The 26,831-nt window shown below is 67.1% G+C and carries 18 protein-coding genes and 3 rRNA genes; 7 read left to right on the plus strand and 14 right to left on the minus strand.

What is annotated here, in order from left to right; all coding sequences use genetic code 11:
• Positions 1-26 precede the first annotated feature (26 nt).
• From OG407_RS10870 to OG407_RS10910, 9 genes are all read right to left on the minus strand, one after another.
• The gene (locus OG407_RS10870) at positions 27-908 is read right to left on the minus strand and encodes an FHA domain-containing protein (protein WP_403597050.1); all 882 of its coding nucleotides are present in this window, start codon (positions 906-908) and stop codon (positions 27-29) included.
• A 61-nt stretch (positions 909-969) separates the two neighbouring features.
• Positions 970-1,806, minus strand: coding sequence for a DUF881 domain-containing protein (locus OG407_RS10875; RefSeq protein WP_405857278.1), 837 nt, complete (start codon positions 1,804-1,806; stop codon positions 970-972).
• A 5-nt stretch (positions 1,807-1,811) separates the two neighbouring features.
• Positions 1,812-2,144 carry a small basic family protein gene (locus OG407_RS10880; protein WP_019059351.1) on the minus strand — a complete coding sequence of 111 codons (333 nt, stop codon included), beginning with the start codon at positions 2,142-2,144 and terminating at the stop codon, positions 1,812-1,814.
• Complete coding sequence (locus OG407_RS10885; RefSeq protein WP_327407356.1) at positions 2,141-2,977, minus strand: DUF881 domain-containing protein; 837 nt, start codon at positions 2,975-2,977, stop codon at positions 2,141-2,143. Before OG407_RS10885 ends, OG407_RS10880 begins: the two co-directional genes overlap by 4 nt.
• A gap of 167 nt (positions 2,978-3,144) precedes the next feature.
• On the minus strand, positions 3,145-5,640 hold the full coding sequence (locus OG407_RS10890) for a sugar phosphate nucleotidyltransferase (RefSeq protein WP_405857279.1): 2,496 nt from the start codon (positions 5,638-5,640) through the stop codon (positions 3,145-3,147).
• Positions 5,641-5,754: 114 nt separating this feature from the next.
• Positions 5,755-6,363 (minus strand): CDP-alcohol phosphatidyltransferase family protein, encoded by a 609-nt coding sequence (locus OG407_RS10895; RefSeq protein WP_403597060.1) that lies wholly within the window; start codon positions 6,361-6,363, stop codon positions 5,755-5,757.
• Positions 6,364-6,473: 110 nt separating this feature from the next.
• A 5S ribosomal RNA gene (gene rrf / locus OG407_RS10900) occupies positions 6,474-6,590 on the minus strand.
• 91 nt (positions 6,591-6,681) lie between these two features.
• Positions 6,682-9,803: ribosomal RNA gene (locus tag OG407_RS10905) — 23S ribosomal RNA — on the minus strand.
• A 314-nt stretch (positions 9,804-10,117) separates the two neighbouring features.
• Positions 10,118-11,645, minus strand: a 16S ribosomal RNA gene (locus OG407_RS10910).
• The 16S, 23S and 5S rRNA genes sit together here, the layout of an rRNA operon.
• A 567-nt stretch (positions 11,646-12,212) precedes the next feature.
• Between OG407_RS10910 and OG407_RS10915 the strand changes: the two genes are divergently transcribed.
• Positions 12,213-12,662 (plus strand): PTS glucose transporter subunit IIA, encoded by a 450-nt coding sequence (locus OG407_RS10915; protein ID WP_405857281.1) that lies wholly within the window; start codon positions 12,213-12,215, stop codon positions 12,660-12,662.
• Positions 12,663-12,740: 78 nt separating this feature from the next.
• Positions 12,741-14,411 (plus strand): phosphoenolpyruvate--protein phosphotransferase, encoded by a 1,671-nt coding sequence (gene ptsP / locus OG407_RS10920; protein WP_405857283.1) that lies wholly within the window; start codon positions 12,741-12,743, stop codon positions 14,409-14,411.
• Between the two features lie 91 nt (positions 14,412-14,502).
• On the opposite strand, the gene OG407_RS10925 is transcribed toward ptsP, so the two are convergent.
• The 3 genes from OG407_RS10925 to OG407_RS10935 form a co-directional block, all read right to left on the minus strand.
• On the minus strand, positions 14,503-15,399 hold the full coding sequence (locus OG407_RS10925) for a hypothetical protein (RefSeq protein ID WP_405857285.1): 897 nt from the start codon (positions 15,397-15,399) through the stop codon (positions 14,503-14,505).
• A gap of 502 nt (positions 15,400-15,901) precedes the next feature.
• The gene (locus tag OG407_RS10930; RefSeq protein WP_405857287.1) at positions 15,902-16,060 is read right to left on the minus strand and encodes a hypothetical protein; all 159 of its coding nucleotides are present in this window, start codon (positions 16,058-16,060) and stop codon (positions 15,902-15,904) included.
• 23 nt (positions 16,061-16,083) lie between these two features.
• Entirely contained in the window at positions 16,084-16,629 is a 546-nt protein-coding gene (locus OG407_RS10935) for an MFS transporter (protein ID WP_405857288.1), read from the minus strand.
• A gap of 1,079 nt (positions 16,630-17,708) precedes the next feature.
• Between OG407_RS10935 and OG407_RS10940 the strand changes: the two genes are divergently transcribed.
• A complete protein-coding gene (locus tag OG407_RS10940; protein ID WP_405857290.1) occupies positions 17,709-17,921 on the plus strand; it encodes a hypothetical protein in 213 nt (70 codons plus the stop codon).
• A gap of 21 nt (positions 17,922-17,942) precedes the next feature.
• Here OG407_RS10940 and OG407_RS10945 read toward each other — a convergent pair whose 3' ends face one another.
• Positions 17,943-19,910 (minus strand): acetoacetate--CoA ligase, encoded by a 1,968-nt coding sequence (locus tag OG407_RS10945; RefSeq protein ID WP_405857292.1) that lies wholly within the window; start codon positions 19,908-19,910, stop codon positions 17,943-17,945.
• A 214-nt stretch (positions 19,911-20,124) separates the two neighbouring features.
• Here OG407_RS10945 and OG407_RS10950 point away from each other — a divergent pair, with 214 nt between their 5' ends.
• Entirely contained in the window at positions 20,125-22,491 is a 2,367-nt protein-coding gene (locus tag OG407_RS10950; protein WP_405857294.1) for a TIM-barrel domain-containing protein, read from the plus strand.
• 2 nt (positions 22,492-22,493) lie between these two features.
• Here OG407_RS10950 and OG407_RS10955 read toward each other — a convergent pair whose 3' ends face one another.
• Positions 22,494-23,030, minus strand: a complete 537-nt coding sequence (locus OG407_RS10955) for an NUDIX domain-containing protein (protein ID WP_328684621.1) — start codon at positions 23,028-23,030, stop codon at positions 22,494-22,496.
• A gap of 214 nt (positions 23,031-23,244) precedes the next feature.
• Between OG407_RS10955 and OG407_RS10960 the strand changes: the two genes are divergently transcribed.
• From OG407_RS10960 to OG407_RS10970, 3 genes are all read left to right on the plus strand, one after another.
• On the plus strand, positions 23,245-23,691 hold the full coding sequence (locus OG407_RS10960) for a Zn-ribbon domain-containing OB-fold protein (RefSeq protein WP_405857296.1): 447 nt from the start codon (positions 23,245-23,247) through the stop codon (positions 23,689-23,691).
• Positions 23,688-24,878 (plus strand): lipid-transfer protein, encoded by a 1,191-nt coding sequence (locus OG407_RS10965; protein WP_405857297.1) that lies wholly within the window; start codon positions 23,688-23,690, stop codon positions 24,876-24,878. Before OG407_RS10960 ends, OG407_RS10965 begins: the two co-directional genes overlap by 4 nt.
• Positions 24,879-24,978: 100 nt before the next feature.
• Positions 24,979-26,631: an EAL domain-containing protein gene (locus tag OG407_RS10970; RefSeq protein WP_405857299.1), complete on the plus strand. Its 1,653-nt coding sequence runs from the start codon at positions 24,979-24,981 to the stop codon at positions 26,629-26,631.
• Positions 26,632-26,831 lie beyond the last annotated feature (200 nt).

The raw sequence follows: 26,831 nt of genomic DNA on the forward strand, positions 1-26,831 counted from the left end.
TCCCCCGGACCCAGTCCGAGGGAGGGTCAGTAACCCCGCTGGCTCGCGTAGAACACCAGCCGGTACTTGCCGATCTGAACCTCGTCACCGTTCGCCAGCGAAACTGAGTCGATGCGCTCACGGTTGACGTACGTGCCGTTCAGGCTGCCGACGTCGGCGACCGTGAACGAACCGTCAGGAGAGCGGCGGAACTCCACATGGCGGCGCGATACCGTCACGTCGTCCAGGAAGATGTCGCTCTGCGGATGACGGCCGGCCGTGGTCAGCTCGCCGTCCAGCAGGAAGCGGCTGCCCGAGTTCGGACCGCGCCGCACCACCAGCAGCGCCGAGCCCAACGGCAGGGCGTCGACGGCGGCCTGCGCCTCCGGGGAGAGCGTGGGCATCTGCGTCTGACCGGTCACTTCGGCGTCGTAGGCCTCAAGACCGGAGATGGAGATCGTCGAGGTCGTCTCGGACGGACGCTCCGGGGTCGCGCCGGGGCGCAGCGGCGCACCGCAGTTGGAACAGAAGCGGCTGTTCTCCGCGTTGCGGTTACCGCACCTCGTACACACCAGGGCCGACATAGGGGAAAACCCTCCACCCGTACTTGAGGTTGACGGTTGCCCGAAACCTATGTCGCCGGACTGCGCAGGGTCAACCGACGGCGCGCCCTGGCCGCCGACCTGGTCGCGGAACAGTGGGCGCTGGCCTTCTGCGTCCGGTTGTGCGCGGTGGCGAGCGGTCTGGTTGTCGCTGCCCTCTTTCGCACTCTTGCCGAACAACTTCGCAAACAACTTCACGGGCGATTCCCCTTGACCGAAACAGACCCGCCCGTGGGGCAGGACGAACCCTGATTGAACACACCGGTTGACCCGGACATCCTCACAACGTCCGTATCCACCAGACAGTTTCCACCACGCACCACCCAATCGGTGCGTCGACCCCCCGCAACCTCATGCCCTCGCACAACGCCCCCCATGCACCCGCGGTTCACCGGGAGGACGACCGAGCGTAGTCAGGCTGCTTCGCCGCTCGCAAGGCATCCACGACGATCTTGGCGGACCGCCCGACGGTAACGGTGGCCTGCTCCTTCTCAAGAGTCTGCACCACACCTCCAGGGATGTTGAGCGCCGGTTCGAGATCCTGCGGCTTGCCGATGACCTTGAAACGATAGGGGGCGTTGATCTTGTTCCCGTCGACGCTCACGCTCTTGCCGGAGTCCGTCAGATACGTGTTGGCGACGACCCGTACGTCGTTCACCTGGATCGCCTCCGCGCCGGCCGCACGCAACTCCTGGACCGCGTCGAGCAGCATGTCCGCCTCGACCGTTCCCTTCGTGTCGTCGATGGTCATCGTGATGCCGGGTCCCTGCGCAGCCACGGTGCCCGCCAGAATGCCGAGTTGCTTCTCCTTCTCGGCGGTCTGCTTGCGGGCCTCCTCAGCCTGGTCGGAGCTGTTCTCCAGCTCGTCGCGCTGTTTCTGCAGACCCTGCTTCTCGTCTTCAAGACGCTGAGTACGGTCGTCCAGTTCATCGAGAATGCGCACAAGATCTTCCTGCCGTGCCCCACGCAGCGCGCTGTCGCTGTTGCTGTTCGAGGCGACCTGTACGGCCAGCCCGAAACCGAGGCCGAACAGCAGCACCGCGACGATGAGTTGGGCCCGGCTCACGCGCGGCGGCCACAGCCCCTGCACCAGCCGCTGCCGACCCGTCACGGTGGGCCCGGACTTCTCCTCGGGGACCGGCGCCTCCGAGGAGACAGACGCCGGAATCTCTTCGGGCAGTTCCCTGCGCAGCCTGTGTTCAGGCCGCTCGTCCTCGTTGCTCATCGACCTCACGCCCGGAAGACGTGCCGGCGAATGGCCGCGGCGTTGGAGAAGATCCGGATACCGAGGACGACCACGACACCCGTGGACAGTTGGGCACCGACGCCCAACTTGTCGCCCAGGAACACGATCAGGGCGGCCACGACCACGTTCGACAGGAACGACACCACGAAGACCTTGTCGTCGAAGATCCCGTCGAGCATGGCGCGCAAACCGCCGAAGACCGCGTCGAGCGCCGCGACGACGGCGATCGGCAGATAGGGCTCGACGACCACCGGCACCTCAGGCCGGACGAGGATTCCGGCCACCACTCCCACGATGAGGCCCAGTACGGCGATCACGATGTGCCCTTCTCAGTTCTCGGCTGTGCTGTACGTACGATCACACTCGGCGCGGCGGGCAGCCGGAGATCGCTCTCCACGGCGATGGTCGCCCTGATGCCGTAGTTGTCTTCCAGGGCGTGCAGATAGAGCCCGTCGGCACCGTTCTGGAACCTGGTGCTCAGCCGCTTGCCGTCCCCCACGGCGAGCACCGTATAAGGCGGTACCAGCGGCCTGTTGTCGACCAGTATCGCGTCCCCCGCGGCCCTGATCGCGGACAGCGCCGTCAGCCGCTGCCCGTTGATGGAGACGGCCTCGGCGCCCGCCGCCCACAGCCCGTTGACGACGCGCTGCATGTCGCGGTCGCGCACCCGCCCGGTGTCGGAGAAGTCCGCGGTCTCACGCGGGTTGTCGCCCCCGCCGGTGCTGGCTTCCTTCGCGTCGTCGACGACGAGCTTCACACCGGGGCCGTGCACCGCGGTGGCACCGGACAACATGCTCACCAGGTCCGCCTGTCCGCTGCCGCCGCTCGTCTTGAGCGCCGCCCGCTGCCGCGCGCTCACATCGTCACGAAGGTCGTCGACGGTGCCTTCCAGCTTGTCCGCCGACGTCGTCTCCTTGTCGATACGGTCGATCAGCTCCTGGCGCTCCTTGGCCACCACGGGGGCGGCCACACGCGCCTGTGCCGCACCCACGGTCACGACAAGAGCCGCCAGCACCAGGCCGGCGGCAAGACCGAGCTTCGCCCGGAGGGTCTTCGGCATGCCGCTCTCGCCCGCGGCCTTCTTCCGGGCGGCGGCCTCGGCGTAGCCGTCGTCGAGGCTGTGGTCCATGACATTGGTGAGCAGCGACATGGACGCGTCCGGGCGCGCAGGGCGCGTGGGTGTGCTCCGAACGGGGGGCTGCTGCGGCATGCCGCACATCGTCGCACGTGGTGGCCTGTACCTCCGAATGGCCCCACCTGCGTGCCGGACAGGCCCCCTTGGGGACGCATGTCCGGCACGCGCGCGTGCGTAGTGTTTTACCGTCCGGCGCTGTCCACGACCGCCGACCACTCGTCCAACAGGGCCTGCGCGGAGGCGTCGTCGGGCCCTTCGGCCCACAGATGCGTGACCGCCTCGGCGGGGTCGGGCAGTACCATCACCCAACGCCCGTCCGTCTCCACGACCCGCACACCGTCCGTCGTATCGACAAAGCGATCGCCGGCCGCCTCGACGACCCGGCGCATCACAAGTCCCTTGACAGCCCAGGGAGTAGCCAGGTCCCGCTTGAGGACATGCGCCCGCGGAATCCGGGCGTCGATCTGGCTCAGCGTCAACTGCGTCCGCGCCACCAGCCCGATGAGTCGTACGAAGGCTGCCGCGCCGTCGAAGACGCTGCTGAACTCCGGGATGATGAACCCGGCCTTGCCGTCCCCACCGAAGATGGTCGTCTCGTCACGCCCGACCCTCGTCAGGTCGTCCGGCGAGGTCGTCGTCCACTCGACCTGCGTCCCGTGGTACGCCGCCACCTGCTCGGCGATCCTCGTGGTGGTCACCGGCAGCGCCACCCGCCCACTGCGGCGCTCAGCTGCCACCAGGTCGAGCATCACGAGCAGGGCCCGGTCGTCCTCAACGATCCGCCCCTTCTCGTCGACCAGCGAGAGCCGCTCACCGACGGGGTCGAACCGCACCCCGAACGCGGCCCGCGCGGAGGCCACGATCTCGCCGAGCCGCACCAGCCCCGACCGCCGTGTGTCCGCGGTCTCGGTCGGCCTGGACTCGTCGAGCCCGGGATTGATCGTCAGCGAGTCCACACCGAGCTTGCCGAGCAGGCTGGGCAGCACAAGCCCGGCGCTGCCGTTCGACGCGTCCACCACGACCTTCAGGCCGGATTCGGCGATCCCGGTCGTGTCGACATTCCGGAGCAGAGACCCGGTGTACGAGTCGAAGACGCTGGCCGGGAAGTGCAGGTCCCCGATCTCGCCGGGGAACGCGCGCCGGTACTCCTGCCGCGCGAACACCCGGTCCAGCTTGCGCTGACTCCCCTGCGAGAGATCAGCGCCCTGGCTGTCGAAGAACATGATGTCGACGGAGTCCGGCACACCGGGGGTGGTCCGGATCATGATCCCGCCGGCACTGCCCCGCGCGGTCTGCTGCCGGGCCACGGGCAGCGGTACGTTCTCCAGGTCCCGTACGTCGATGGCACTCGTCTGCAGGGCGGAGATCACCGCCCGCTTGAGCGCACGGGCACCTCGGGAGTGGTCACGGGCCGTGGTGACTGTGGACCCCTTCTTGAGGGTCGTGGCGTAGGCGCCGGCGAGGCGGACGACGAGCTCCGGAGTGATCTCCACGTTCAGGATCCCGGACACACCGCGCGCGCCGAAGAGATGCGCCTGGCCTCTGTTCTCCCAGATGACCGACGTGTTGACGAAGGCACCGGCTTCGATCGTCTTGAACGGGTAGACCCGCACATTGCCCTGCACGATCGATTCTTCACCGATCAGGCACTCGTCACCGATGACCGCGCCGTCCTCGATCCGGGCCGCACGCATGATGTCGGTGTTCTTTCCGACGACACAACCACGAAGGTTGCTGTGCTGACCCACGTACACGTTGTCGTGTACGACGGACCTGTCCAGGAAAGCCCCGGCCTTCACGACGACGTTCGAACCGATGACGGTGTACTCACGGATTTCGGCACCGGCCTCGACCTTGGCGTAGTCACCGATGTACAGCGGCCCGCGGAGAACCGCGTCGGGGTGCACCTCTGCGCCCTCGGCCACCCATACGCCCGGCGACAGCTCGAAGCCGTCGATCTCGACGTCGACCTTGCCCTCCAGGACATCGGCCTGCGCCTTCACATAGCTTTCGTGGGTGCCGACGTCTTCCCAGTAGCCCTCGGCGATAAAGCCGTAGACCGGCTTGCCTTCCTTCATCAGCTGCGGGAAGACATCGCCGGACCAGTCGACGGGAACATCGGCCTCGACATAGTCGAAGACTTCGGGCTCCATCACATAGATGCCCGTGTTCACCGTGTCCGAGAAGACCTGACCCCAGGTCGGCTTCTCTAGGAAACGCTCGACCTTTCCCTCTTCGTCGACGATGGTGATGCCGAATTCCAGCGGATTGGGCACACGGGTCAGACAGACAGTGACCAGCGCGCCCTTTTCCTTGTGGAAATTGATCAGTTCGGTGAGGTCGAAGTCGGTCAGGGCATCACCGGAGATGACGAGGAAGGCATCGTCCTTCAACGCCTCTTCGGCGTTCTTGACGCTTCCGGCGGTACCGAGTGGCTTCTCCTCATTGGCATACGAGAGCTCCATGCCGAGCTCTTCGCCGTCACCGAAGTAGTTCTTGACCAGCGAGGCCAGGAACTGCACGGTGACTACGGTCTCATTGAGCCCATGCCTTTTGAGCAGCCTGAGCACGTGCTCCATGATCGGTCGATTGACCACGGGCAACAGTGGCTTGGGCATGCTTGAGGTCATGGGGCGAAGGCGTGTGCCTTCGCCTCCGGCCATCACGACGGCCTTCATGTCGGAAGCGTCCTCCTCTGCGAGACGACGGTCTAGCCGACTTCACCAGTCCAGATTGTCCCGCACTTTTGCGCAACGGGCCATCGAGCGACTGTTACCACCCAATCGGCAAGGTCAGTCGGCCATGGCGTCCGCACGCAGTAGGCGGCGGACTTGTACCACGTAGAGGACTCCTGCCCACCAATAGAGCGTTGTACCCCATCCTGCGAACGCCCATCCGAAAATGGCTGCGAGTGAGGGGAGCCATCCACTTCCGTCACTGAGCAGCAGCAACGGGAAGGCATACATCAGGTTGAACGTAGCCGCCTTGCCCAAGAAGTTCACCTGCAGCGGCGGATAGCCGTGCCGCCTGAGGATGGCCACCACCACCAGCAGGACCAGCTCTCGCGCCAGCAGTGCGGCGGTCAACCAGATTGGCAGGATCTCGCGCCAGGTGAGCCCGACGAGAGTCGAGAGAATGTAGAGCCGGTCCGCGGCGGGATCAAGCAGCCGGCCAAGGCTGCTGATCTGGTTCCAGCGCCGCGCGAGCTTGCCGTCCAGGTAGTCGCTGATCCCACTCAGCATCAGCACCAGAAGCGCCCAGCCGTCGCTCTTGGGGCCACCGAACTCGGGCCTGAGGATCAACCACAGGAAGATGGGTACGCCGACCAGGCGCGCCATACTGAGGATGTTCGGGATGGTGAGCACCCGCTCTGTCTGGACGCGGGTCTCCTGGACCTCCACCCGGGGGCCTCCTGTGGGAAAACGTGCCGACGATGCCCCCTGACCTTACCCCAACGCAAAAAAGCTCCGGCTCTTGGGCTGTGTGCCCAAGAGCCGGAGCTCTAAAAGGAGTTCGGCGGCGTCCTACTCTCCCACAGGGTCCCCCCTGCAGTACCATCGGCGCTGTGAGGCTTAGCTTCCGGGTTCGGAATGTAACCGGGCGTTTCCCTCACGCTATGACCACCGAAACACTATGAAACAGACAACCGCACCACACCCGTGGCCCCGGGCATGGGGTTGTTCGTGGTTTCAGAACCAACACAGTGGACGCGAGCAACTGAGGACAAGCCCTCGGCCTATTAGTACCGGTCACCTCCACCCATTACTGGGCTTCCAGATCCGGCCTATCAACCCAGTCGTCTACTGGGAGCCTTAACCCCTCAAGGGGGTGGGAACACTCATCTCGAAGCAGGCTTCCCGCTTAGATGCTTTCAGCGGTTATCCCTCCCGAACGTAGCCAACCAGCCATGCCCTTGGCAGAACAACTGGCACACCAGAGGTTCGTCCGTCCCGGTCCTCTCGTACTAGGGACAGCCCTTCTCAATGTTCCTGCGCGCGCAGCGGATAGGGACCGAACTGTCTCACGACGTTCTAAACCCAGCTCGCGTACCGCTTTAATGGGCGAACAGCCCAACCCTTGGGACCGACTCCAGCCCCAGGATGCGACGAGCCGACATCGAGGTGCCAAACCATCCCGTCGATATGGACTCTTGGGGAAGATCAGCCTGTTATCCCCGGGGTACCTTTTATCCGTTGAGCGACGGCGCTTCCACAAGCCACCGCCGGATCACTAGTCCCGACTTTCGTCCCTGCTCGACCCGTCGGTCTCACAGTCAAGCTCCCTTGTGCACTTACACTCAACACCTGATTGCCAACCAGGCTGAGGGAACCTTTGGGCGCCTCCGTTACTCTTTAGGAGGCAACCGCCCCAGTTAAACTACCCATCAGACACTGTCCCTGATCCGGATCACGGACCCAGGTTAGACATCCAGCACGACCAGACTGGTATTTCAACGACGACTCCCCCTGAACTGGCGTCCAGAGTTCACAGTCTCCCAGCTATCCTACACAAGCCGAACCGAACACCAATATCAAACTGTAGTAAAGGTCCCGGGGTCTTTCCGTCCTGCTGCGCGAAACGAGCATCTTTACTCGTAGTGCAATTTCACCGGGCCTATGGTTGAGACAGTCGAGAAGTCGTTACGCCATTCGTGCAGGTCGGAACTTACCCGACAAGGAATTTCGCTACCTTAGGATGGTTATAGTTACCACCGCCGTTTACTGGCGCTTAAGTTCTCAGCTTCGCCACCCCGAAGAGTGACTAACCGGTCCCCTTAACGTTCCAGCACCGGGCAGGCGTCAGTCCGTATACATCGCCTTACGGCTTCGCACGGACCTGTGTTTTTAGTAAACAGTCGCTTCTCGCTGGTCTCTGCGGCCACCCCCAGCTCAAGGAGTAAATCCTCTCACCGGTGATGGCCCCCCTTCTCCCGAAGTTACGGGGGCATTTTGCCGAGTTCCTTAACCATAGTTCACCCGAACGCCTCGGTATTCTCTACCTGACCACCTGAGTCGGTTTAGGGTACGGGCCGCCATGAAACTCGCTAGAGGCTTTTCTCGACAGCATAGGATCATCCACTTCACCACAATCGGCTCGGCATCAGGTCTCACCCTTGTGTCATCCGGATTTGCCTAGATGACGGGCTACACCCTTACCCCGGGACAACCACCGCCCGGGATGGACTACCTTCCTGCGTCACCCCATCACTCACCTACTACCATCTTGGGCCGGCGGCTCCACCACTTTCCATTCCCCGAAGGGTCCGGAACGGCTTCACGGCCTTAGCATTAATGGGCTCGATGTTTGACGCTTCACAGCGGGTACCGGAATATCAACCGGTTATCCATCGACTACGCCTGTCGGCCTCGCCTTAGGTCCCGACTTACCCTGGGCAGATCAGCTTGACCCAGGAACCCTTAGTCAATCGGCGCACACGTTTCTCACGTGTGTATCGCTACTCATGCCTGCATTCTCACTCGTGAACCGTCCACCACTAGCTTCCGCTGCGGCTTCACCCGGCACACGACGCTCCCCTACCCATCCATACAGGCGTTGGCCCTATTGTATGAATGACACGACTTCGGCGGTACGCTTGAGCCCCGCTACATTGTCGGCGCGGAATCACTAGACCAGTGAGCTATTACGCACTCTTTCAAGGGTGGCTGCTTCTAAGCCAACCTCCTGGTTGTCTCTGCGACTCCACATCCTTTCCCACTTAGCGTACGCTTAGGGGCCTTAGTCGATGCTCTGGGCTGTTTCCCTCTCGACCATGGAGCTTATCCCCCACAGTCTCACTGCCGTGCTCTCACTTACCGGCATTCGGAGTTTGGCTAAGGTCAGTAACCCGGTAGGGCCCATCGCCTATCCAGTGCTCTACCTCCGGCAAGAAACACACGACGCTGCACCTAAATGCATTTCGGGGAGAACCAGCTATCACGGAGTTTGATTGGCCTTTCACCCCTAACCACAGGTCATCCCCCAGGTTTTCAACCCTGGTGGGTTCGGTCCTCCACGAAGTCTTACCTCCGCTTCAACCTGCCCATGGCTAGATCACTCCGCTTCGGGTCTTGAGCGCGCTACTAAATCGCCCTATTCGGACTCGCTTTCGCTACGGCTTCCCCACACGGGTTAACCTCGCAACACACCGCAAACTCGCAGGCTCATTCTTCAAAAGGCACGCAGTCACGAGAGTGCATGCAAGCATGCACTCCGACGCTCCCACGGCTTGTAGGCACACGGTTTCAGGTACTATTTCACTCCGCTCCCGCGGTACTTTTCACCATTCCCTCACGGTACTATCCGCTATCGGTCACCAGGGAATATTTAGGCTTAGCGGGTGGTCCCGCCAGATTCACACGGGATTTCTCGGGCCCCGTGCTACTTGGGTGTCTCTCAAACGAGCCGTTGATGTTTCGACTACGGGGGTCTTACCCTCTACGCCGGACCTTTCGCATGTCCTTCGCCTACATCAACGGTTTCTGACTCGCCTCACAGCCGGCAGACTGTGAAAGAGAGATCCCACAACCCCGCATACGCAACCCCTGCCGGGTCTCACACGTATACGGTTTGGCCTCATCCGGTTTCGCTCGCCACTACTCCCGGAATCACGGTTGTTTTCTCTTCCTGCGGGTACTGAGATGTTTCACTTCCCCGCGTTCCCTCCACTTGCCCTATGTGTTCAGGCAAGGGTGACAGCCCATGACGACTGCCGGGTTTCCCCATTCGGAAACCCCCGGATCAAAGCCTGGTTGACGACTCCCCGGGGACTATCGTGGCCTCCCACGTCCTTCATCGGTTCCTGGTGCCAAGGCATCCACCGTGCGCCCTTAAAAACTTGGCCACAGATGCTCGCGTCCACTGTGCAGTTCTCAAACAACGACCAACCACCCGTCACACACCGCTTACACGATGTTTTACCGGGGTCGGCACTGAAGGCAGCCTTACGGCCGTGCCCTCAGACACCCAACAGCGTGCCCGGCCCTGTCGCCACCCATGATCAGCTTTCCACGCCCCGAAGAGCAGTACTCGCAGCCATGAGATGACCGACAGTGCCGAATAATCAACGTTCCACCCTTGAGCAACCAGCACCGGACGTTCGCCGATGAACTGGCCTCTGACCTCACCCCGGAGGGATCGGTAAGAAGTGCTCCTTAGAAAGGAGGTGATCCAGCCGCACCTTCCGGTACGGCTACCTTGTTACGACTTCGTCCCAATCGCCAGTCCCACCTTCGACAGCTCCCTCCCCACAAGGGGGTTGGGCCACCGGCTTCGGGTGTTACCGACTTTCGTGACGTGACGGGCGGTGTGTACAAGGCCCGGGAACGTATTCACCGCAGCAATGCTGATCTGCGATTACTAGCAACTCCGACTTCATGGGGTCGAGTTGCAGACCCCAATCCGAACTGAGACCGGCTTTTTGAGATTCGCTCCACCTCACGGTATCGCAGCTCATTGTACCGGCCATTGTAGCACGTGTGCAGCCCAAGACATAAGGGGCATGATGACTTGACGTCGTCCCCACCTTCCTCCGAGTTGACCCCGGCGGTCTCCTGTGAGTCCCCGTCACCCCGAAGGGCACGCTGGCAACACAGGACAAGGGTTGCGCTCGTTGCGGGACTTAACCCAACATCTCACGACACGAGCTGACGACAGCCATGCACCACCTGTACACCGACCACAAGGGGGGCACTATCTCTAATGCTTTCCGGTGTATGTCAAGCCTTGGTAAGGTTCTTCGCGTTGCGTCGAATTAAGCCACATGCTCCGCTGCTTGTGCGGGCCCCCGTCAATTCCTTTGAGTTTTAGCCTTGCGGCCGTACTCCCCAGGCGGGGAACTTAATGCGTTAGCTGCGGCACCGACGACGTGGAATGTCGCCAACACCTAGTTCCCACCGTTTACGGCGTGGACTACCAGGGTATCTAATCCTGTTCGCTCCCCACGCTTTCGCTCCTCAGCGTCAGTAATGGCCCAGAGATCCGCCTTCGCCACCGGTGTTCCTCCTGATATCTGCGCATTTCACCGCTACACCAGGAATTCCGATCTCCCCTACCACACTCTAGCTAGCCCGTATCGAATGCAGACCCGGGGTTAAGCCCCGGGCTTTCACACCCGACGTGACAAGCCGCCTACGAGCTCTTTACGCCCAATAATTCCGGACAACGCTTGCGCCCTACGTATTACCGCGGCTGCTGGCACGTAGTTAGCCGGCGCTTCTTCTGCAGGTACCGTCACTTTCGCTTCTTCCCTGCTGAAAGAGGTTTACAACCCGAAGGCCGTCATCCCTCACGCGGCGTCGCTGCATCAGGCTTTCGCCCATTGTGCAATATTCCCCACTGCTGCCTCCCGTAGGAGTCTGGGCCGTGTCTCAGTCCCAGTGTGGCCGGTCGCCCTCTCAGGCCGGCTACCCGTCGTCGCCTTGGTGAGCCATTACCTCACCAACAAGCTGATAGGCCGCGGGCTCATCCTGCACCGCCGGAGCTTTTAACCCCCACACATGAGTGCGGGAGTATTATCCGGTATTAGACCCCGTTTCCAGGGCTTGTCCCAGAGTGCAGGGCAGATTGCCCACGTGTTACTCACCCGTTCGCCACTAATCCCCACCGAAGTGGTTCATCGTTCGACTTGCATGTGTTAAGCACGCCGCCAGCGTTCGTCCTGAGCCAGGATCAAACTCTCCGTGAATGTTTTCCCGTAATCGGGATCGCATACACGAGAGCGGAACAGTCAGGCGGAATAAGCCCGACCGTTCACAGCGTCCTCGCTGTATGTTTTCTTCAAAGGAACCTCGCCCCAGACATCAGATGATGCTTGGAGACGGGGTATCAACATATCTGGCGTTGATTTTTGGCACGCTGTTGAGTTCTCAAGGAACGGACGCTTCCTTTGTACTCACCCTCTCGGGCTTTCCTCCGGGCTTCCCTTCGGTGTTCCAAACTCTATCAGTGTTTTTCCGGTCCCCTGACCACCATCCTGCAGGCATGCAGAAGGTGACCCCGGGATAGGATCTGACAAGTTGGGTGCTGCCAAGCCAAGCAAAGACGCTTGGTCGCGTCGCTCGGCCTCAAGCAGGAGTACGACTGTACATGCGGCCGTAGAGCAGGTGCAAATCGATTAGAGGTGTGGTCTAGACCACTAATCCGGACCTCTCAGGCGGAACCGGTACTACATATGACATACCCTGCTGCTCAGTGTGCCGTCCGGGACAGGCAGTGACGGCCCCATCACATTTCCACCCCTGGGAGGCTTCCCATGACCAGCGTGACGTCCCCTCTCGCAGGACGTGCCATCGGACTGACCGAGGTGCCGGATCCGGTCTTCTCCGGAGCCATGGTCGGCCCCGGCACGGCCATCGACCCCGTACGTGAACCTTCCGAGGCCGTCTCTCCCGTGGACGGAGTCATCGTCTCCCTCCACCCGCACGCCTTCGTCGTCGTGGACAGTGAGGGGCACGGCGTGCTCACTCACCTCGGTATCGACACCGTGCAGCTCAATGGCGAGGGCTTCGAGCTGCTCGTCAACAAGGGCGACACCGTGACCCGCGGCCAGAGCGTCGTGCGCTGGAACCCGGCCGCCGTCGAGGCCGCCGGCAAGTCCCCGGTGTGCCCGATCGTGGCTCTCGAAGCCACCGCCGATGCTCTCTCCGGTCTCCGCGAGGACGGCGATGTGAAGGCCGGCGACAGTCTCTTCACCTGGGAGTGACGTCAATGCCGTCGTATGACGGTGAGCAGGACAACCACCGCGGCGGCGGGACCCGCCGCACTATCGGAGACGGGTGAGATGGAGACAACGCTGCGAGGCGTCGGTGTGAGCCACGGTGTGGCGATCGGCGAGGTTCGGCACATGGGGACGGCGGTTCTGGAACCGCCTGCCAAGCAGATTCCGGTGGAGGACGCGGAGCGTGAACAGGGGCGCGCCCGCCAAGCCGTGGATGCTGTGGCGGCCGACCTGATGGCGCGCGGCAATCTGGCGGGGGGCGAAGCCCAGGCGGTGCTCGAAGCGCAGGCCATGATGGCCCAGGACCCCGAGCTGATGACGGACGTGGAACGTCGTATCACGGTCGGCAGTACCGCGGAGCGGGCCGTCTACGACGCCTTCGCCGCCTACCGTGCTCTGCTGGCCGGTGCCGGTGAGTATCTCGCCGGTCGGGTGGCCGACCTTGATGACGTGCGGAACCGTATCGTCGCCCGGTTGCTCGGGGTGCCGATGCCGGGTGTTCCGGACAGCGACGAGCCGTACGTCCTTATTGCTCGTGACCTTGCGCCTGCCGATACGGCGCTGTTGGACCCGACGCTGGTGCTCGGTTTCGTCACCGAGGAGGGCGGGCCGACGAGTCACAGCGCGATCCTGGCGCGGGCACTCGGCGTGCCGGCCGTGGTGGCGCTGCCGGGGGCCGGGGAGTTGGCCGAGGGCACGGTGGTCGCCGTGGACGGCAGCACCGGCGAGATCTTCGTGAATCCCAGTGATGAGAAGAAGGAGCAGCTGGAGGCCGCGGCCGCCGCGCGCAAGGCCGCTCTCTCCATTTCTACGGGTCCCGGTGCCACCTCCGACGGGCACAAGGTGCCGCTGCTGGCCAATGTCGGCGGACCTGCTGATGTACCGGCCGCGCTGGAGGCGGGGGCCGAGGGTGTGGGGCTCTTCCGTACCGAGTTCCTTTTTCTGGACGACAGCAAGAACGCGCCGTCCGAGGAGAAGCAGGTCGAGGCCTATCGGCAGGTGCTTGAGGCGTTCCCCGAGGGGCGTGTCGTCGTGCGAGTGCTGGACGCCGGCGCGGACAAGCCGCTGGACTTCCTGACGCCGGCCGACGAGCCGAACCCGGCTCTGGGGGTGCGCGGTCTGCGGTCGTTGCTCGACCACCCGGACGTGCTGCGTACCCAGCTGACGGCGCTCGCGAAGGCCGTCGAGGGGTTGCCGGTCTACCTTGAGGTCATGGCGCCGATGGTCGCGGACCGTGCGGACGCGAAGGCGTTCGCGGACGCGTGCCGGGAGGCCGGATTGCGGGCCAAGTTCGGTGCGATGGTGGAGATTCCGTCCGCCGCGTTGCGAGCGCGCTCGATTCTGCAGGAGGTCGAGTTCCTGTCGCTGGGGACCAACGACCTCGCGCAGTACACCTTCGCCGCCGACCGTCAGGTGGGGGCGGTGTCCCGTCTGCAGGATCCGTGGCAGCCCGCGCTGCTCGACCTGGTCGCGATGTCCGCCGAGGGGGCGAAGGCCGAGGGCAAGAGCTGTGGTGTCTGCGGTGAGGCCGCGGCCGATCCGCTGCTCGCTTGTGTGTTGACCGGTCTTGGGGTCACCTCGCTTTCCATGGGTGCGGCTTCGATTCCTTATGTGCGCTCGACGCTGGCGAAGTACACGCTGGCGCAGTGCGAGCGGGCCGCGCTGGCCGCGCGCGCTGCGGACAGTGCCGAGGAGGCGCGCACGGCGGCTCAGGCTGTGCTGTCCGGCGAATAAGGCGAGCAGCAGGATTGGGCGGGCGGGAAAAGTCGTCTGTCGATTGTGTTCCAGGGGCGCCTCACCAGTGGGTGGGGCGCCCCTGGCATGTTCAGTGGTGGTGTCCTCCCGGGGGCTGCTCCAGGTCTCCGAGGTCCGGTGGCACGCAGTAGTCGACGCCTGATTCCGGGGAGATGAGGTCGCCGGATTCGACGTCGGTGCAGTAGGCGTCGAAGACCTCGCCGGCGGTCAGGGCTTCCAGGCCGTTGCCGCGCAGGCGCCAGCCGTAGATGCAGTCGGGTGTGTCGGGGCTGGTGGTGCGCATGACGAGGCCGCCGGGGCTTCGGGTGGCGAGGCCGAGGGCGAGGACCGTGGTGAATTCGAGGGCCCCGGCGTCGTCCACGTGCGTGGTGCCGTCCTCGTCCTGGTCGGCGTGGAGGACGGCGACGATGGTTTCCGCTGCTCCCGAGACGCTGCAGACGAGGTGCCGGTTACCGGGTCGGGCTGTGTCGAGGATGCGGACGAGGAGGCCGGAGGCCCGGGTGAAGGCGGCGCGGCCGATGTCCTCGCCGCAGGAGGCGCAGGCGCCGAGACGGGCGAGGAGTGTGGTCGCGTACTCCCAAGTCGCCTGACGGACGGCCTCATCGACCAGGGCCGAGAGGAGGTCGACCAGTGGCTGGCCTTCGTAGAGCAGGGTGGGGCCGGTGGCGGCGAGTTCGGCGGTGAAGCGGGCGCGGCTCGACGGGATGTCGGGGTCGAGGCCGCTGTCGACGCAGAACTCGGCGTATTCCTCGGGGTCGAAGAGGGCCACGCTGGTGTGGCTGCCCTGGAGGGCGCGGCTCCTGAGGAGGGTCTCCACCTGCTGGAGGTAGGCGGTGTGGTCGTCGAAGGTGAAGCTGCGATAGCGCCGCATGGCGCTGAAGTCCTGCTCGTCGGTCAACAGGCCGATGGTGCCCGCGATTTCGCGGCGCAGAACGCGTCGCATGGTCTGGTTGTCGGTGTGCGCCATGTTTCCCCCTGTGCACGGTTGATCAATGCTCACTCACAGTAACCGGCGGCACTGACAATGACCCCCGAGCGAGTGGCTCGCGGACCATGCGGTGCTGAATTCATGCAGGTCAAAGCGATGCTCGCGCCGAGGAAGGTCCAGCCGAGCGGGCCGGTGGCGATGGCCGCGGTGACCGCGAGTGGGCCGATGCGGCGCTGGGCGGACTGGGCGAGTCCGTGCACGCCGAGATGGGCGTCCCTGCGCGGTGTCGGGTGCGAGGGCGACGGAGAGTTCCCACGAGATGGTGGCGTGCAGCATTTCCGCCATGGTGAAGGCAACTGCCGAGGCGGTGAGGAGACCGTGGCCGTGACGGCTCCGCCGGTGGCCGGGAGAGCCAGGGTGGCGCCGCCCAGGGTGAAGGCTGCGGAGAGCGGTATCAGCGGATTGCGGGTGGCCGCCGTCGTGGTGCCAAAGCAGGCCAGGGGGACTTGGAGCACCACCGCCATCACGTTGTTGAGGACCTTCAGCAGAAGTGCCAGGCCGTGCGGTGCGTCGCTGGCGTGGGCGATCCAGAGTGGCGCAGTCCGACCTTGAAGACGGCGTCGTCGAGGAAGAGGACGGTCTCGGTCGCGACGTACGCGAGGTAGGTGCGGTCGCGCCAGAGGTTCGGCGGCTTGCTCACGGGTGGCGCGTCCGTCGACGTCGCTACGGTGGCATGGGTTCGCCGCAGCCCACGGTGACGGTCGTGACCGTGACGAAGGGGAGGGCGTCGCCGAGGAGGAGCCAGTGGTAGGCGGCGGTTGTGCCGAGGGCGAGGGCGGCCGCGGCGGTGAGACCTCCCAGGGCCCAGTCCGCGTTGGCCGCGGTTCGGCTGATGGTCTGGTAGCGGATGCGGTCCGGGCCCGCCACGCGGGTCGCGTAGAGCTTGGTGAGCACGTTGGCGGCGCGGTCCCCGAAGCCGCCGACGGCCGAGAAGAGGATCAGCAGGACGTAGTTGTCCGTGGTGAGCAGGGCGAACGAAGCCAGGGCGCGCAGGAGTTGGAGGGCGACGAGCACGCGGGTGAGCGAAAACCGGTCGGCAAGGCGCCCTCCCAGGGGTGCGCCGGCGATGCCGATGGCTCCGGCGATCGCGGCGAGGGTGCCCATCTGGGCCACGGAGAGATGCGAGACGTAGGTGAAGTACCGGACGGAGACGGAGACGGAGGCCCACAGGCCGCTGCCAGTGCGGTCGACGAGGGCGATTGCGAGCATTCTGCGGGCGTCGCGTCCGTCGAACGGCGTGTGGCCGAGGGGGCGTTGGGGCCCGGTGCCGCGCTGCCTCTGGTGCGGCGGCTCGCGGACGGGCTCGGGGTGAGTCCGAGGACTGTTGCCATGGCGTAGAAGGAGCTGCGGCAGCGGGGCATCGTTGTTACGCGCGGGCGGGGCGGGACCGTGGTGGCGCAGGCTCCGGCGGTGGCGCCGCGGCGGCCGCCCCGAGTCTCGGAGGGCTTGCGGGACTTGGCCGGTGGGCATCCCGATCCGGCGTTTCTGCCGGCCCTGGGGCCGCCTTCGCGGCTCTCCCCCGGTGCGCGGTCCCACCGGTCGCCGTCTCGGCCGGCGCGGTTGGAGGAGGCCGTGCGGGAGTGGCTTCGGCCCGACGATGTGCCAGTGGAGTACGTGACCTTCGCGCACGGGGCGCTGGATCTGATCGGGCGGCTGCTGTCCGTGGAGTTGCGGCCCGGGGACGCCGTGGCCATGAAGGACCCCGGTTATCACCATCTACTGGATCTGGTCACGGCGTTGGGGCTGCGGATGGTGCCTGTCGCCGTGGACGACGAGGGCATGCGTCCCGATGCCCTGCGCGCGGCGCTTCGGGTGGGTGTGCGCGCCGTGGCGTGCAGTCCTCGGGCGCGGAATTCGTACGGGGGTTGCTTCTCGGCGCGCGTCGGGACGCGCTCGTCGAGGTGCTCAGGGACGAGCCGGAGGTGCGGGTCGTGGAGAGCGATCACGCGTCCTACGTGGCGGCCACTCCCGTGTGGTCGCTGACGTCGGTGGGCTGTCGCGCTGGGTGCATGTGCGGATGGTGAGCAGGTTCCTCGGCACCGACCTGCGGTGGGCCGGGGCCGCCTGCGATCCGGTCACGCTGGCGCGGCACGACGGGCGGATGCTGATGACGTCCGGCTGGGGCAGTCGTCTGCTCCAGGAGACCGTCCACGGGCTGATGACGGAGGACGGCACGCGCGCGTTGGTCACGCGCGCAGGAGGCGTATGTGCGGTGCCGGGAGACTCTCTGCAAGGAGTTGGGCGGGCGGGGCATCGACGCGCACGGGGTGAGCGGCATGAACCTCTAGGTGCCTGTGCGCGACGAGTCCGCTGTCGTCAACGGGCTGTGGTCGTACGGCTGGTGGGTCGACGCGGGGGCGCGGTTCCGGCTGGCGTCCGAGCCGGGCGTACGGATCTCCGTCGCCGAGCTCGCACCGGCCGACGCGGTGCGGCTGGCCTCGGACTTCGCCGCTGTGCTCGGCGAGGACGAGGGCGAGTCCGAGGCCACCTATGGAGGGTGATCGTCCTCTACGGGAGGCCGATCAGGCGCGTTTGCGGGCGAGGTCCTCGTAGAAGCTCAGCAGGTCGAGGTTGTCGATGGAGCCGGGGTTGACCGCCTTCTCCAACGGGGTGCCCTGGAGGAGGCGTTTGACGGGGACCTCGATGCGCTTCCCGGTGAGGGTGTGCGGGACGCCGGGTACCTCGATGACCTCGTCGGGTACGTGGCGCGGTGAGAGCTGTTCGCGGATCGTCTGCTTGATGCGGCCCAGGAGGGCGTCGTCGAGGACGGCTCCGGGGGCGAGGTGGACGAAGAGGGGCATCCAGTAGCCGCCGTCGGGTTGTTCGATGCCGAGGACGAGGGATTCTTTGATCTCCGGGAGCCGTTCGACCGCTTCGTAGATGTCGGCCGAACCCATGCGCACGCCTTGCCTGTTGAGCGTGGAGTCGGAGCGGCCGTGGATGACGACGGAGCCTCGGGAGGTGACGGTGATCCAGTCGCCGTGGCGCCACACTCCGGGGTACGTGTCGAAGTAGCTGTCGTGGTAGCGGGTGCCGTCCGGGTCGTTCCAGAAGTAGATCGGCATGGACGGCATGGGGTTGGTGACCACGAGTTCGCCGACCTCGTCGATGAGGGGTTCGCCGTTCGGGTCCCAGGACTGGAGGTCGGTGCCGAGGCCGGGGGCCTGGAGTTCGCCGATGTACACAGGGAGGGTCGGTACGGCTCCCGCGAAGCAGGAGCAGACGTCCGTGCCGCCGCTGACCGAGGCGGTCCACAGGTCGTCGCGGACCTCGTCGTGCAGCCAGCGGAACCCGTCCGGGGGCAGGGGTGATCCGGTCGTGGCGACGCACTTCACCTTGGAGAGGTCGAATTCGCGCGACGGGTGTACGTCGGCCTTGCGGCAGGCCATGACGTATGCGGCCGAGGTGCCGTAGAGGGTCGCTCCGGTGCGTTCGGCGACGCGCCACTGGGCGCCGATGTCGGGGTACCCGGGGCTGCCGTCGTAGAGGACGATCGTCGTGCCGGTCAGGAGGCCGGAGACGAGGAAGTTCCACATCATCCAGCCGGTGGACGTGTACCAGAAGAAGCGGTCCTCGGGGCCCAGGTCGCAGTGCAGGCCGAGTTGTTTGAGGTGTTCTACGAGGATGCCGCCCTGGGACTGGACGATGGCCTTGGGGAGGCCGGTCGTGCCGGAGGAGTAGAGGACCCACAGGGGGTGTTCGAAGGGGACTTCTTCGAAGACGGGCTCCACGTCGGACGAGGTCAGGGACGACCACTCCAGGGCGCCCTCGGGGGCGTCGGTTCCCAGAAGGGGGATGTGGACCACGGCGCGCAGGGTGGGGAGTTCGCGGCGGAGTTCGGCGACGGTGTCGCGGCGGTCGTGTTCCTTGCCGCCGTAGCGGTAGCCGTCGACGGTGAACAGGACGACGGGTTCGACCTGTTGGAAGCGGTCGAGGACGCTGCGGGCGCCGAAGTCGGGGGCGCAGGACGTCCAGACGGCGCCCACGGCGGCCGTGGCGAGCAGGGCGACGACGGCCTGCGGGATGTTCGGGAGGTAGCCGCTGACGCGGTCTCCGGGGCGTACGCCGAGGGTGCGCAGCTCGGCGGCCAGGGAGCCGACCTGGCGGCGCAGCTCCGCCCAGGTGACCGGGCTCGGCTCGTGGGTCTCGTCGACGTACAGGAGGGCCGGTTCGTCGGCGCGGGTCGCCGATGCGCGCAGGGCGTGCTCGGCGTAGTTGAGGGTCGCTCCGGGGAACCAGTGGGCGCCGGGCATCGAGCGGTCGCCGAGCACGCGCGCGTAGGGGGTCGAGAACCGGACGTCGAACCACTGGGTGACGGCCTGCCAGAAGGTGTCCAGTTCGTCGACGGACCAGCGGTGCAGGGCCGCGTAGCCGCCGTCGGAGGGGGCTCCGTGGTGTTCGGCCGCCCAGGACTGGAACTTGGTGACCTGTGCCTGGGCGATGCGTTCCGGATCTGGCTGCCAGAGCGGCAGGGGGTTCGCGGTCGACATGGGGCGGCTCCCGGGACTGTGCGCGTCGTGTGCGTCGGTCGCGCACGTGCGGGGGTGTGCGCGTGACGCGGCTGACACGGACGATGCCATGTGATCGACTTCTGCACCAGGGCAGGCCCCACATGGTCCGTGTCGTGAAGATGTGGTCCCACCACGGGTGAACGGCAGTTGAACGACACGGTTATCCGGGGCTTGTAATGGCAGGGTGAGCAGCATGGACGGTCGTGACCTGGTGCGTTCGGTGAAGGTGGTCGGCTCGACGGGGGCGGCGCAGGGTTTGCGTACCGTACGGGCGGCATGGCGCAGAAGGCGTGCCGACGCCACCGGGCTGCCCTCGCGGGGCGCTGAGCGGGCTCGTGTCCCCGGGCCGGTGCGCGAGGCGGAGCCGGGGCCCGGCGGCGGGGTCGTCCGGTTCAGCCGCTCCGAGCTGCGCATCACCGTCGCCGTGAACGGAGCTGTCTTCTGGGGCTGGGACGGGGCCGGTCCTGAGCCGTCGTACGCGCTCGGCGGGCGTTGCCCGGAGCCGGATCCCCGGGCGGTCCTGGAGCCGGACAAGGACGGCGGCTGGCGGGTCGTGGCGGAGCGGGTGACGGTCGCGGTGTCGCGGCACGGCGCGGTCGAGGTGCGTACGCCCGGAGGTGTGACGCTGCGCCGGGATCTGCCGCCGCGTTGGTGGGAGCCGGTGGGCGGGGGCACGGCTCGCTGGATGCAGCGCTCGGAGGTGGCGGCGGACGCCCGGTTCTTCGGGCTGGGCGGTCGCGCGTCGGGCCCGCGGCTGCGCGACGGGACGTACCGACTGTGGAACACCGACCCCGGGCACGCCTTCGCGCCGGGTGACGATCCGCTGTACATCACCATGCCGGTGCAGTTGGTGGTCGCCGACGCGGCCACGCATCTGGTGTTCCACGACACCTCCTGGGACGGCACGGTGACTCTGCGGGAGGGCGAGGAGGGCGCCGGTTCCGGGCACGACCGGGCCGGGGCGTCCGAGCTGCGGATGGACGGCGGCCCGCTGCGCTGCTGGGTGATGGTCGGCACCCCCGCGCGCGTGCTGCACGCCTGGGCCTCGCTCACCGGCGCGCCCGCGCTGCCGCCGGCGTGGGCGCTGGGCCACCATCACGCGCGGTGGGGCTTCGGCAGCGAGCAGGAGATACGGCGGATCGTCGCCGGCTACCAGGAGCGCGGCCTGCCGCTGGACGCCGTCCACCTGGACATCGACCACTACGACGAGCACCAGGTGTTCACCGTCGACCACGAGCGCTTCCCGGAACTGCCGGTGCTCGCCGAGGAGTTGCGACGGGACGGCATCCGCCTGGTGTCGATCGTCGACCCCGCGGTGAAGGCCGAGCCGGGAAACGCCGTCTACGACAGCGGGACGGCCGAGGACGCCTTCGTGCGGGACGCCTCGGGGCGGCTGGTGCGGGGCGTCGTATGGCCCGGGGAGGCCGTTTTCCCGGACTTCACGCACGCGCGTGTGCGTGACTGGTGGGGCTCGCTCTACAAGGAGCGGCTCGCGCAGGGGTTCGCGGGTTTCTGGCACGACATGAACGAGCCCACGTCCTTCACGGCCTTCGGGGAGTCGACCCTGCCCCGTTCGGCCCGGCACGACCTGGAGGGGCGGGGCGGGGACCATCGTGAGGCGCACAACGTGTACGCGCTGTGCATGGCCAGGGCCGCCTACGAGGCGTTGCGCGAACTGGCCCCCCAGGAGCGGCCGTTCCTGTTCTCGCGCTCCGGGTGGGCCGGGATGCAGTCCTACGGGGGCACCTGGTCCGGCGATGTGGCCACCGGCTGGCCGGGGTTGCGGGCCTCGCTGTCGCTGGTCATGGGGCTCGGGCTGTGCGGGGTCCCGTACTCGGGTCCGGACGTGGGCGGCTTCGACGGGAGTCCGTCGCCCGAGCTGTATCTGCGCTGGTTCCAACTCGGCGCGTTTCTGCCGCTGTTCCGTACGCACGCGAGTCTGCGGGCGGGGCGTCGGGAGCCCTGGGAGTTCGGTGCCGACGTGCTGGAGCACGCGCGCGTGGCGCTCGTCGAACGGCGGCGGCTGCTGCCGTACTTCATGACGCTGGCGCATCTGGCGCGGCGGACCGGGGCGCCGTATGTGCGGCCCCTGTGGTGGGGTGCGCCGGAGGATCGCGCGCTACGGGACTGCGAGGACGCCTTCCTGCTCGGTGACTGTCTCCTGGTGGCGCCGGTTCTCGATCCCGGGTCGGACCGGCGTGCGGTGCAGTTGCCGAGGGGGCGCTGGTACGACACGGAGACGGAGCAGGCCTATGAGGGGCCGGCCCAGATTCTGGTCGATGCCCCGTTGTCGCGGATTCCGGTGCTCGCGCGCGCGGGTGCCGTGCTGCCGGTGCGGGGCGCGGACGGCGGGCTTGAGCTGGAGGTGTGGGCGCCCGCCCGGGGGCGGACCGGGGGCGGGCTGGTGGTGCCGGACGCGGGCGACGGCTGGGACGAACCGGAGATCGAGCGGTACGTCGCCCGCTGGGAGGGCCGGCGGGTGGTCGTGGAGCGGGAGTTGGAGGACGGTGTGAGCGCGCCGTCCTACCCGGTGCGGGTGCGAGGGCTGGGTGAGGGCTGACCTCAGATGTACCGGCCCTCGAACCAGGCCTTGACGGCCACGGAGTGCAGCGGGAAGGCGAGCTCCTCCGGCCGGCGCAGGAGGTGCCAGCCTTCCGTCTCGTCGGTGGCGACGGACTTGGGCAGTCCCTCGACCGGGCGCTCGGGGAGGACCCCGAAGAGCAGGAGATGCCCGTCGGGCGAGCTGATGGCGTCGACGAGCCGTACGTCGCGGCTCGCGGCGTCGATGCCCGTCTCCTCCCTGAGTTCGCGGACGAGGGCCTGTCGCCAGTCCTCGCGGTCGTCGACGTAACCGCCCGGCAGGGCGACGCCTCCGCGCGCGGGGGCGACGGTTCGGGTGATGACGACCAGGGCGGTGCCCTTGGTGTCGTACACGGGCTGGAGTGCGACGGCTACGGGCAGCGGGTTGCGGTACGCGACGGTGCCGCAGGCCGGACAGGTGCGGGGCCAGCCGGAGACGCCCTCTCCGTAGGGCGATCCGCAGCTCGAACAGTGGCTGTTCGGCCCGGAGTTGGGGACGGAGGCTTGAGTTTCGGACACCCGGCGGACTGTATCCGATCAAGCGGAGGGCGTCTTTCCAGGGGCCGCGCGCGTGAACGGGAAACGGCCGGAACCACCCCCGTGGGCCCCGGCCGTCTCTCCCGATACGACGACGCCGTAAGCGGCTCGATGGTTCACCGAAACGCCCTGCTCATTTTCCGTTGCCCGTGGCACACTTCTGACGTTCCGTCAGATCCATTGCTGTGGAGGGACGTTGTCGCGGACACGCACACCTGCTGTCACCGATTGGTTCACCGGGGACGGGGACGACTTCCGGTTGCTCGGCACGCGCTGTTCCGCGTGCGCCTCGGTCTTCTTCCCCCGTGAGGACGGCCACTGCCGCAATCCGGCCTGCGGGGGCGGCGAGCTGGCCGAGGTCCCGCTGTCGCGGCGCGGCCGGGTCTGGTCGTACACGGACAGCCGGTACCGGCCACCGTCACCGTATGTGAGCGATCCGGAACTTCCGTGGGAACCGTACGCGTTGATCGCTGTGGAGCTGGAGTCCGAGCGGATCGTGGTGCTGGGACAGGCGGTTCCCGGGATCACCGTCGCCGATCTGACGGTGGGCATGGAGATGGAGGTCGTCCCCGGTGTGCTCAGCGAGGACGCGGAGACGACCTGGACGACCTGGCACTGGCGGCCCACGGAGGTGACGGCATGACGGCGGACGTGGCGGTGCTCGGCGCGGGCATGCACCCCTGGGGCAAGTGGGGGCGCGGCTTCGTCGAGTACGGGACGGCGGCGGCGCGGGCGGCGCTCGCCGACGCCGGGCTGGAGTGGCGGGACGTCGGCTCGATCGTCGGCGCGGACACGGTGCGTGGCGGGTATCCCGGGTATGTGGCGGGCGCGACGTTCGCGAAGGCGCTGGGCTGGCAGGGCGCCCGGGTGGCGAGCGTGTACGCGGCGTGCGCGTCCGGGGCACAGGCCGTCAACGCGGCGCGGGCACAGATCCTTTCGGGGCTCGCGGACGTGGTGCTGGTCGTGGGCGCCGACGCGGCCCCCAAGGGGTTCTTCCGGCCGGCCGGCGGCGAGCGGCACGACGATCCGGACTGGCTGCGCTTCCGGGTCCTCGGGGCGACCAATCCGACGTACTTCGGGCTGTACGCGCGCCGGCGGATGGCCCTCTACGGGGACACCCCGGAGGACTTCGCCCAGGTCAAGGTGAAGAACGCCGCCCTGGGGGCGCTGAATCCGTACGCCCGCTACCGCAAGCGGGTCTCCGCCGAGGAGGTCGCCGCCTCCGCGGTGGTCGCCGATCCGCTGCGGCTGCTGGACATCTGCGCGACCTCGGACGGCGGGGCCGCACTGGTGCTGTCAAGCATGGAGTTCGCGCGCCGGCACGGGACGGCGGACCCGGTGCGGATCCGGGCGGTGTCCACGGTGACGCCGCGCTATCCGAACACCGTGCTGGACCTCCCGGACATCGCCACGGACTCCGCGGCGGCGGTGGCGCCCCCGGACGAGACGTTCCGGGCGTCGATCGCACGCGCGGCCTACGAGGAGGCGGGCGTCGGCCCCGAAGAGCTCTCCCTGGCCGAGGTCTACGACCTGTCCACCGCCCTGGAGTTGCAGTGGTACGAGGATCTGGGGCTGTGCGGCGAGGGCGAGGGCGCCAAGCTGCTCCGGGAGGGCGCGACGGCCCTGGGCGGGCGCATACCCGTGAACGCGAGCGGCGGGCTGGCCTCCTTCGGAGAGGCGGTTCCGGCGCAGGCGATCGCCCAGGTCTGCGAGCTGACCTGGCAGTTGAGAGGCGACGCGGGTGACCGGCAGGTCGCGGGGGCGCGGGTGGGGCTCACCGCGAACCAGGGGCTGTTCGGGCATGGGTCGGCGGTGCTCGCCGTGCGGTGACCGACGGAGCGCCGCGCACACGGTGCGATCGGCCCGCAAGGCCGCGTGAACGTCTTATGAACTGGGCCTGGGCATACGCCGGTGACGTCATCATGCTGCCGTGCGCTCCTCGACGGACACTCTCCGCTTCGCCTTCCAGCCGGTGGTCAATCTGACCACCGGTGGGGTCGCGGGGCTGGAGGTCCTCGTCCGCCCGGAGACTGGGGACATCCTGGCCGAGGCCCGCCGCGACCCCGAACTCGACGGCAGGCTGGCCGTGTTGGCGGTCCGCGCCGCCGCGCGCAAGGAGACGCTGCTGCCGCTGCACATCAACGTGTTCGCCGGCACCCTCGCCGACCTCGGCGGGCTCACCCCGCTGCACAGCGCCGTGCGCGAGGCGGGCCGGCTGCCGTGGGAAGTCACGATCGACATCGTCCCGCCGTACACGCACGTGCCCCAACGGGCGCTCCTGGAGGCGGTGTCCGAGCTGCGCGGCCAGGGGTTCCGGATCTGTGCGGACGGCGTCGGCGACGGTGACGTACCCCTGCGGCTGCTCACGGACCTCGCGCCCGACCTGGTGAAGCTCGACGCGTCGCTGCTGGAGCGGCCGGCCGCGGTGCGGGCGATGCGGACCCTGTGCGAGCAGTTGGGCGCCCTGCTGTCCGTGGAGGGCGTCGAGACCGAGACGCAGTGCGCGACCGCGCGGTCGGCGGGGGCCCAGTTGGCGCAGGGCGAGCTGTTCGCGCCGCCGACGCGGATCCCCACGGCGGACGTATACGTTCCGCCCCGCGCCCCCGGTCTCGCGACGACACCGCCGTCGGGTCCCTGGGTGCGGGAGTTCGTACGGCCGGCCGCGCTGCTGCCCGACACCGCGTCCGCCGGTGAGGTGCGGGCGCTGCTGACCGGCTCGCCGGACGTCTCCGGGGTGGTCCTGGTGGACCGGGACGGGGTGCCGGTCCGCTCGGTGCACCGCTCGCGCTTCCTGCTGTCGATGTCGGGGCGCTACGGCCATGCCCTGTACGCCGACCGGCCCGCCGCCAAGCTCGGCGACGTACCGCGGACGGTGGGCGTCGACGCGACCGCCTGGGAGGTCCTGGACGTGGTCGCGGTCGGCGACCGGGACCGCACGTCGGACGATGTGGCGGTGGTCGACCGGTACGGGCGGTGCGTCGGCGTCGTACGACTCGCCGATCTGGTGCGGACGTTGGCCGAGACGCGGGTCGAGGAGGCCGCGGGGCTCAACCCGCTGACCAGGCTGCCCGGTTCGGACACGATCACCGGTGAGGTGGACCGGCGGATCGCGGACGGGCGGACGTTCGCGCTGAGTTGGCTGGATGTCGACCACTTCAAGCAGGTCAACGACGGGGCCGGTTTCGCGGCGGGCGACGAACTGATCCGCTCGGTCGGGCGCGCGCTCCAGCTCGCGGCGACCGGGCACACGCGCGTGGGGCACATCGGCGGGGACGACTTCCTGGTGCTCACCGATCCGGAGGGGCTGCGTCCGCTGGCCGCCGCCGTGCTCGACATGCCCTGGGAGGCGGGCGGCAGGGCCGTGACGCTGTCCCTGGCCACCGTCCTGTGCGGGCCGGGCAGTGTGGCCGACCACCGGCAGGCGGCCGCGTGTCTGGCGCCGCTGAAGAAGGCAGCGAAGGCGCTGGACGGCACGAGTTGGGTGCTGGGACGGGCGGAGCGGAGCGAGTACGAGATCCTGCGCGGATCGCATGTGACGCCCGCACAGGCCCCCCGCACGGCCGCGGAGTCCCCCGGGCGCTGAGCGCGGCCCGACGGCCTCCTACGGGGCTCCAGGGGCCGTCAGGGCGGGTGTCACCGTTGCCGTCCGCGACCTTGACGCTCCACAGGCACCGGTGAACACTTCCCGGTGTCGGTCGACATCGCCGTACATTCTCGGCGTACCAGGCACTGCGCCGCGCGGGCTCCGCCTGCGCTCAGGCCCACTCCCACGGGCGATTCGGC

This window comes from Streptomyces sp. NBC_01515, assembly GCF_045040345.1.
GTDB lineage: Bacteria > Actinomycetota > Actinomycetes > Streptomycetales > Streptomycetaceae > Streptomyces.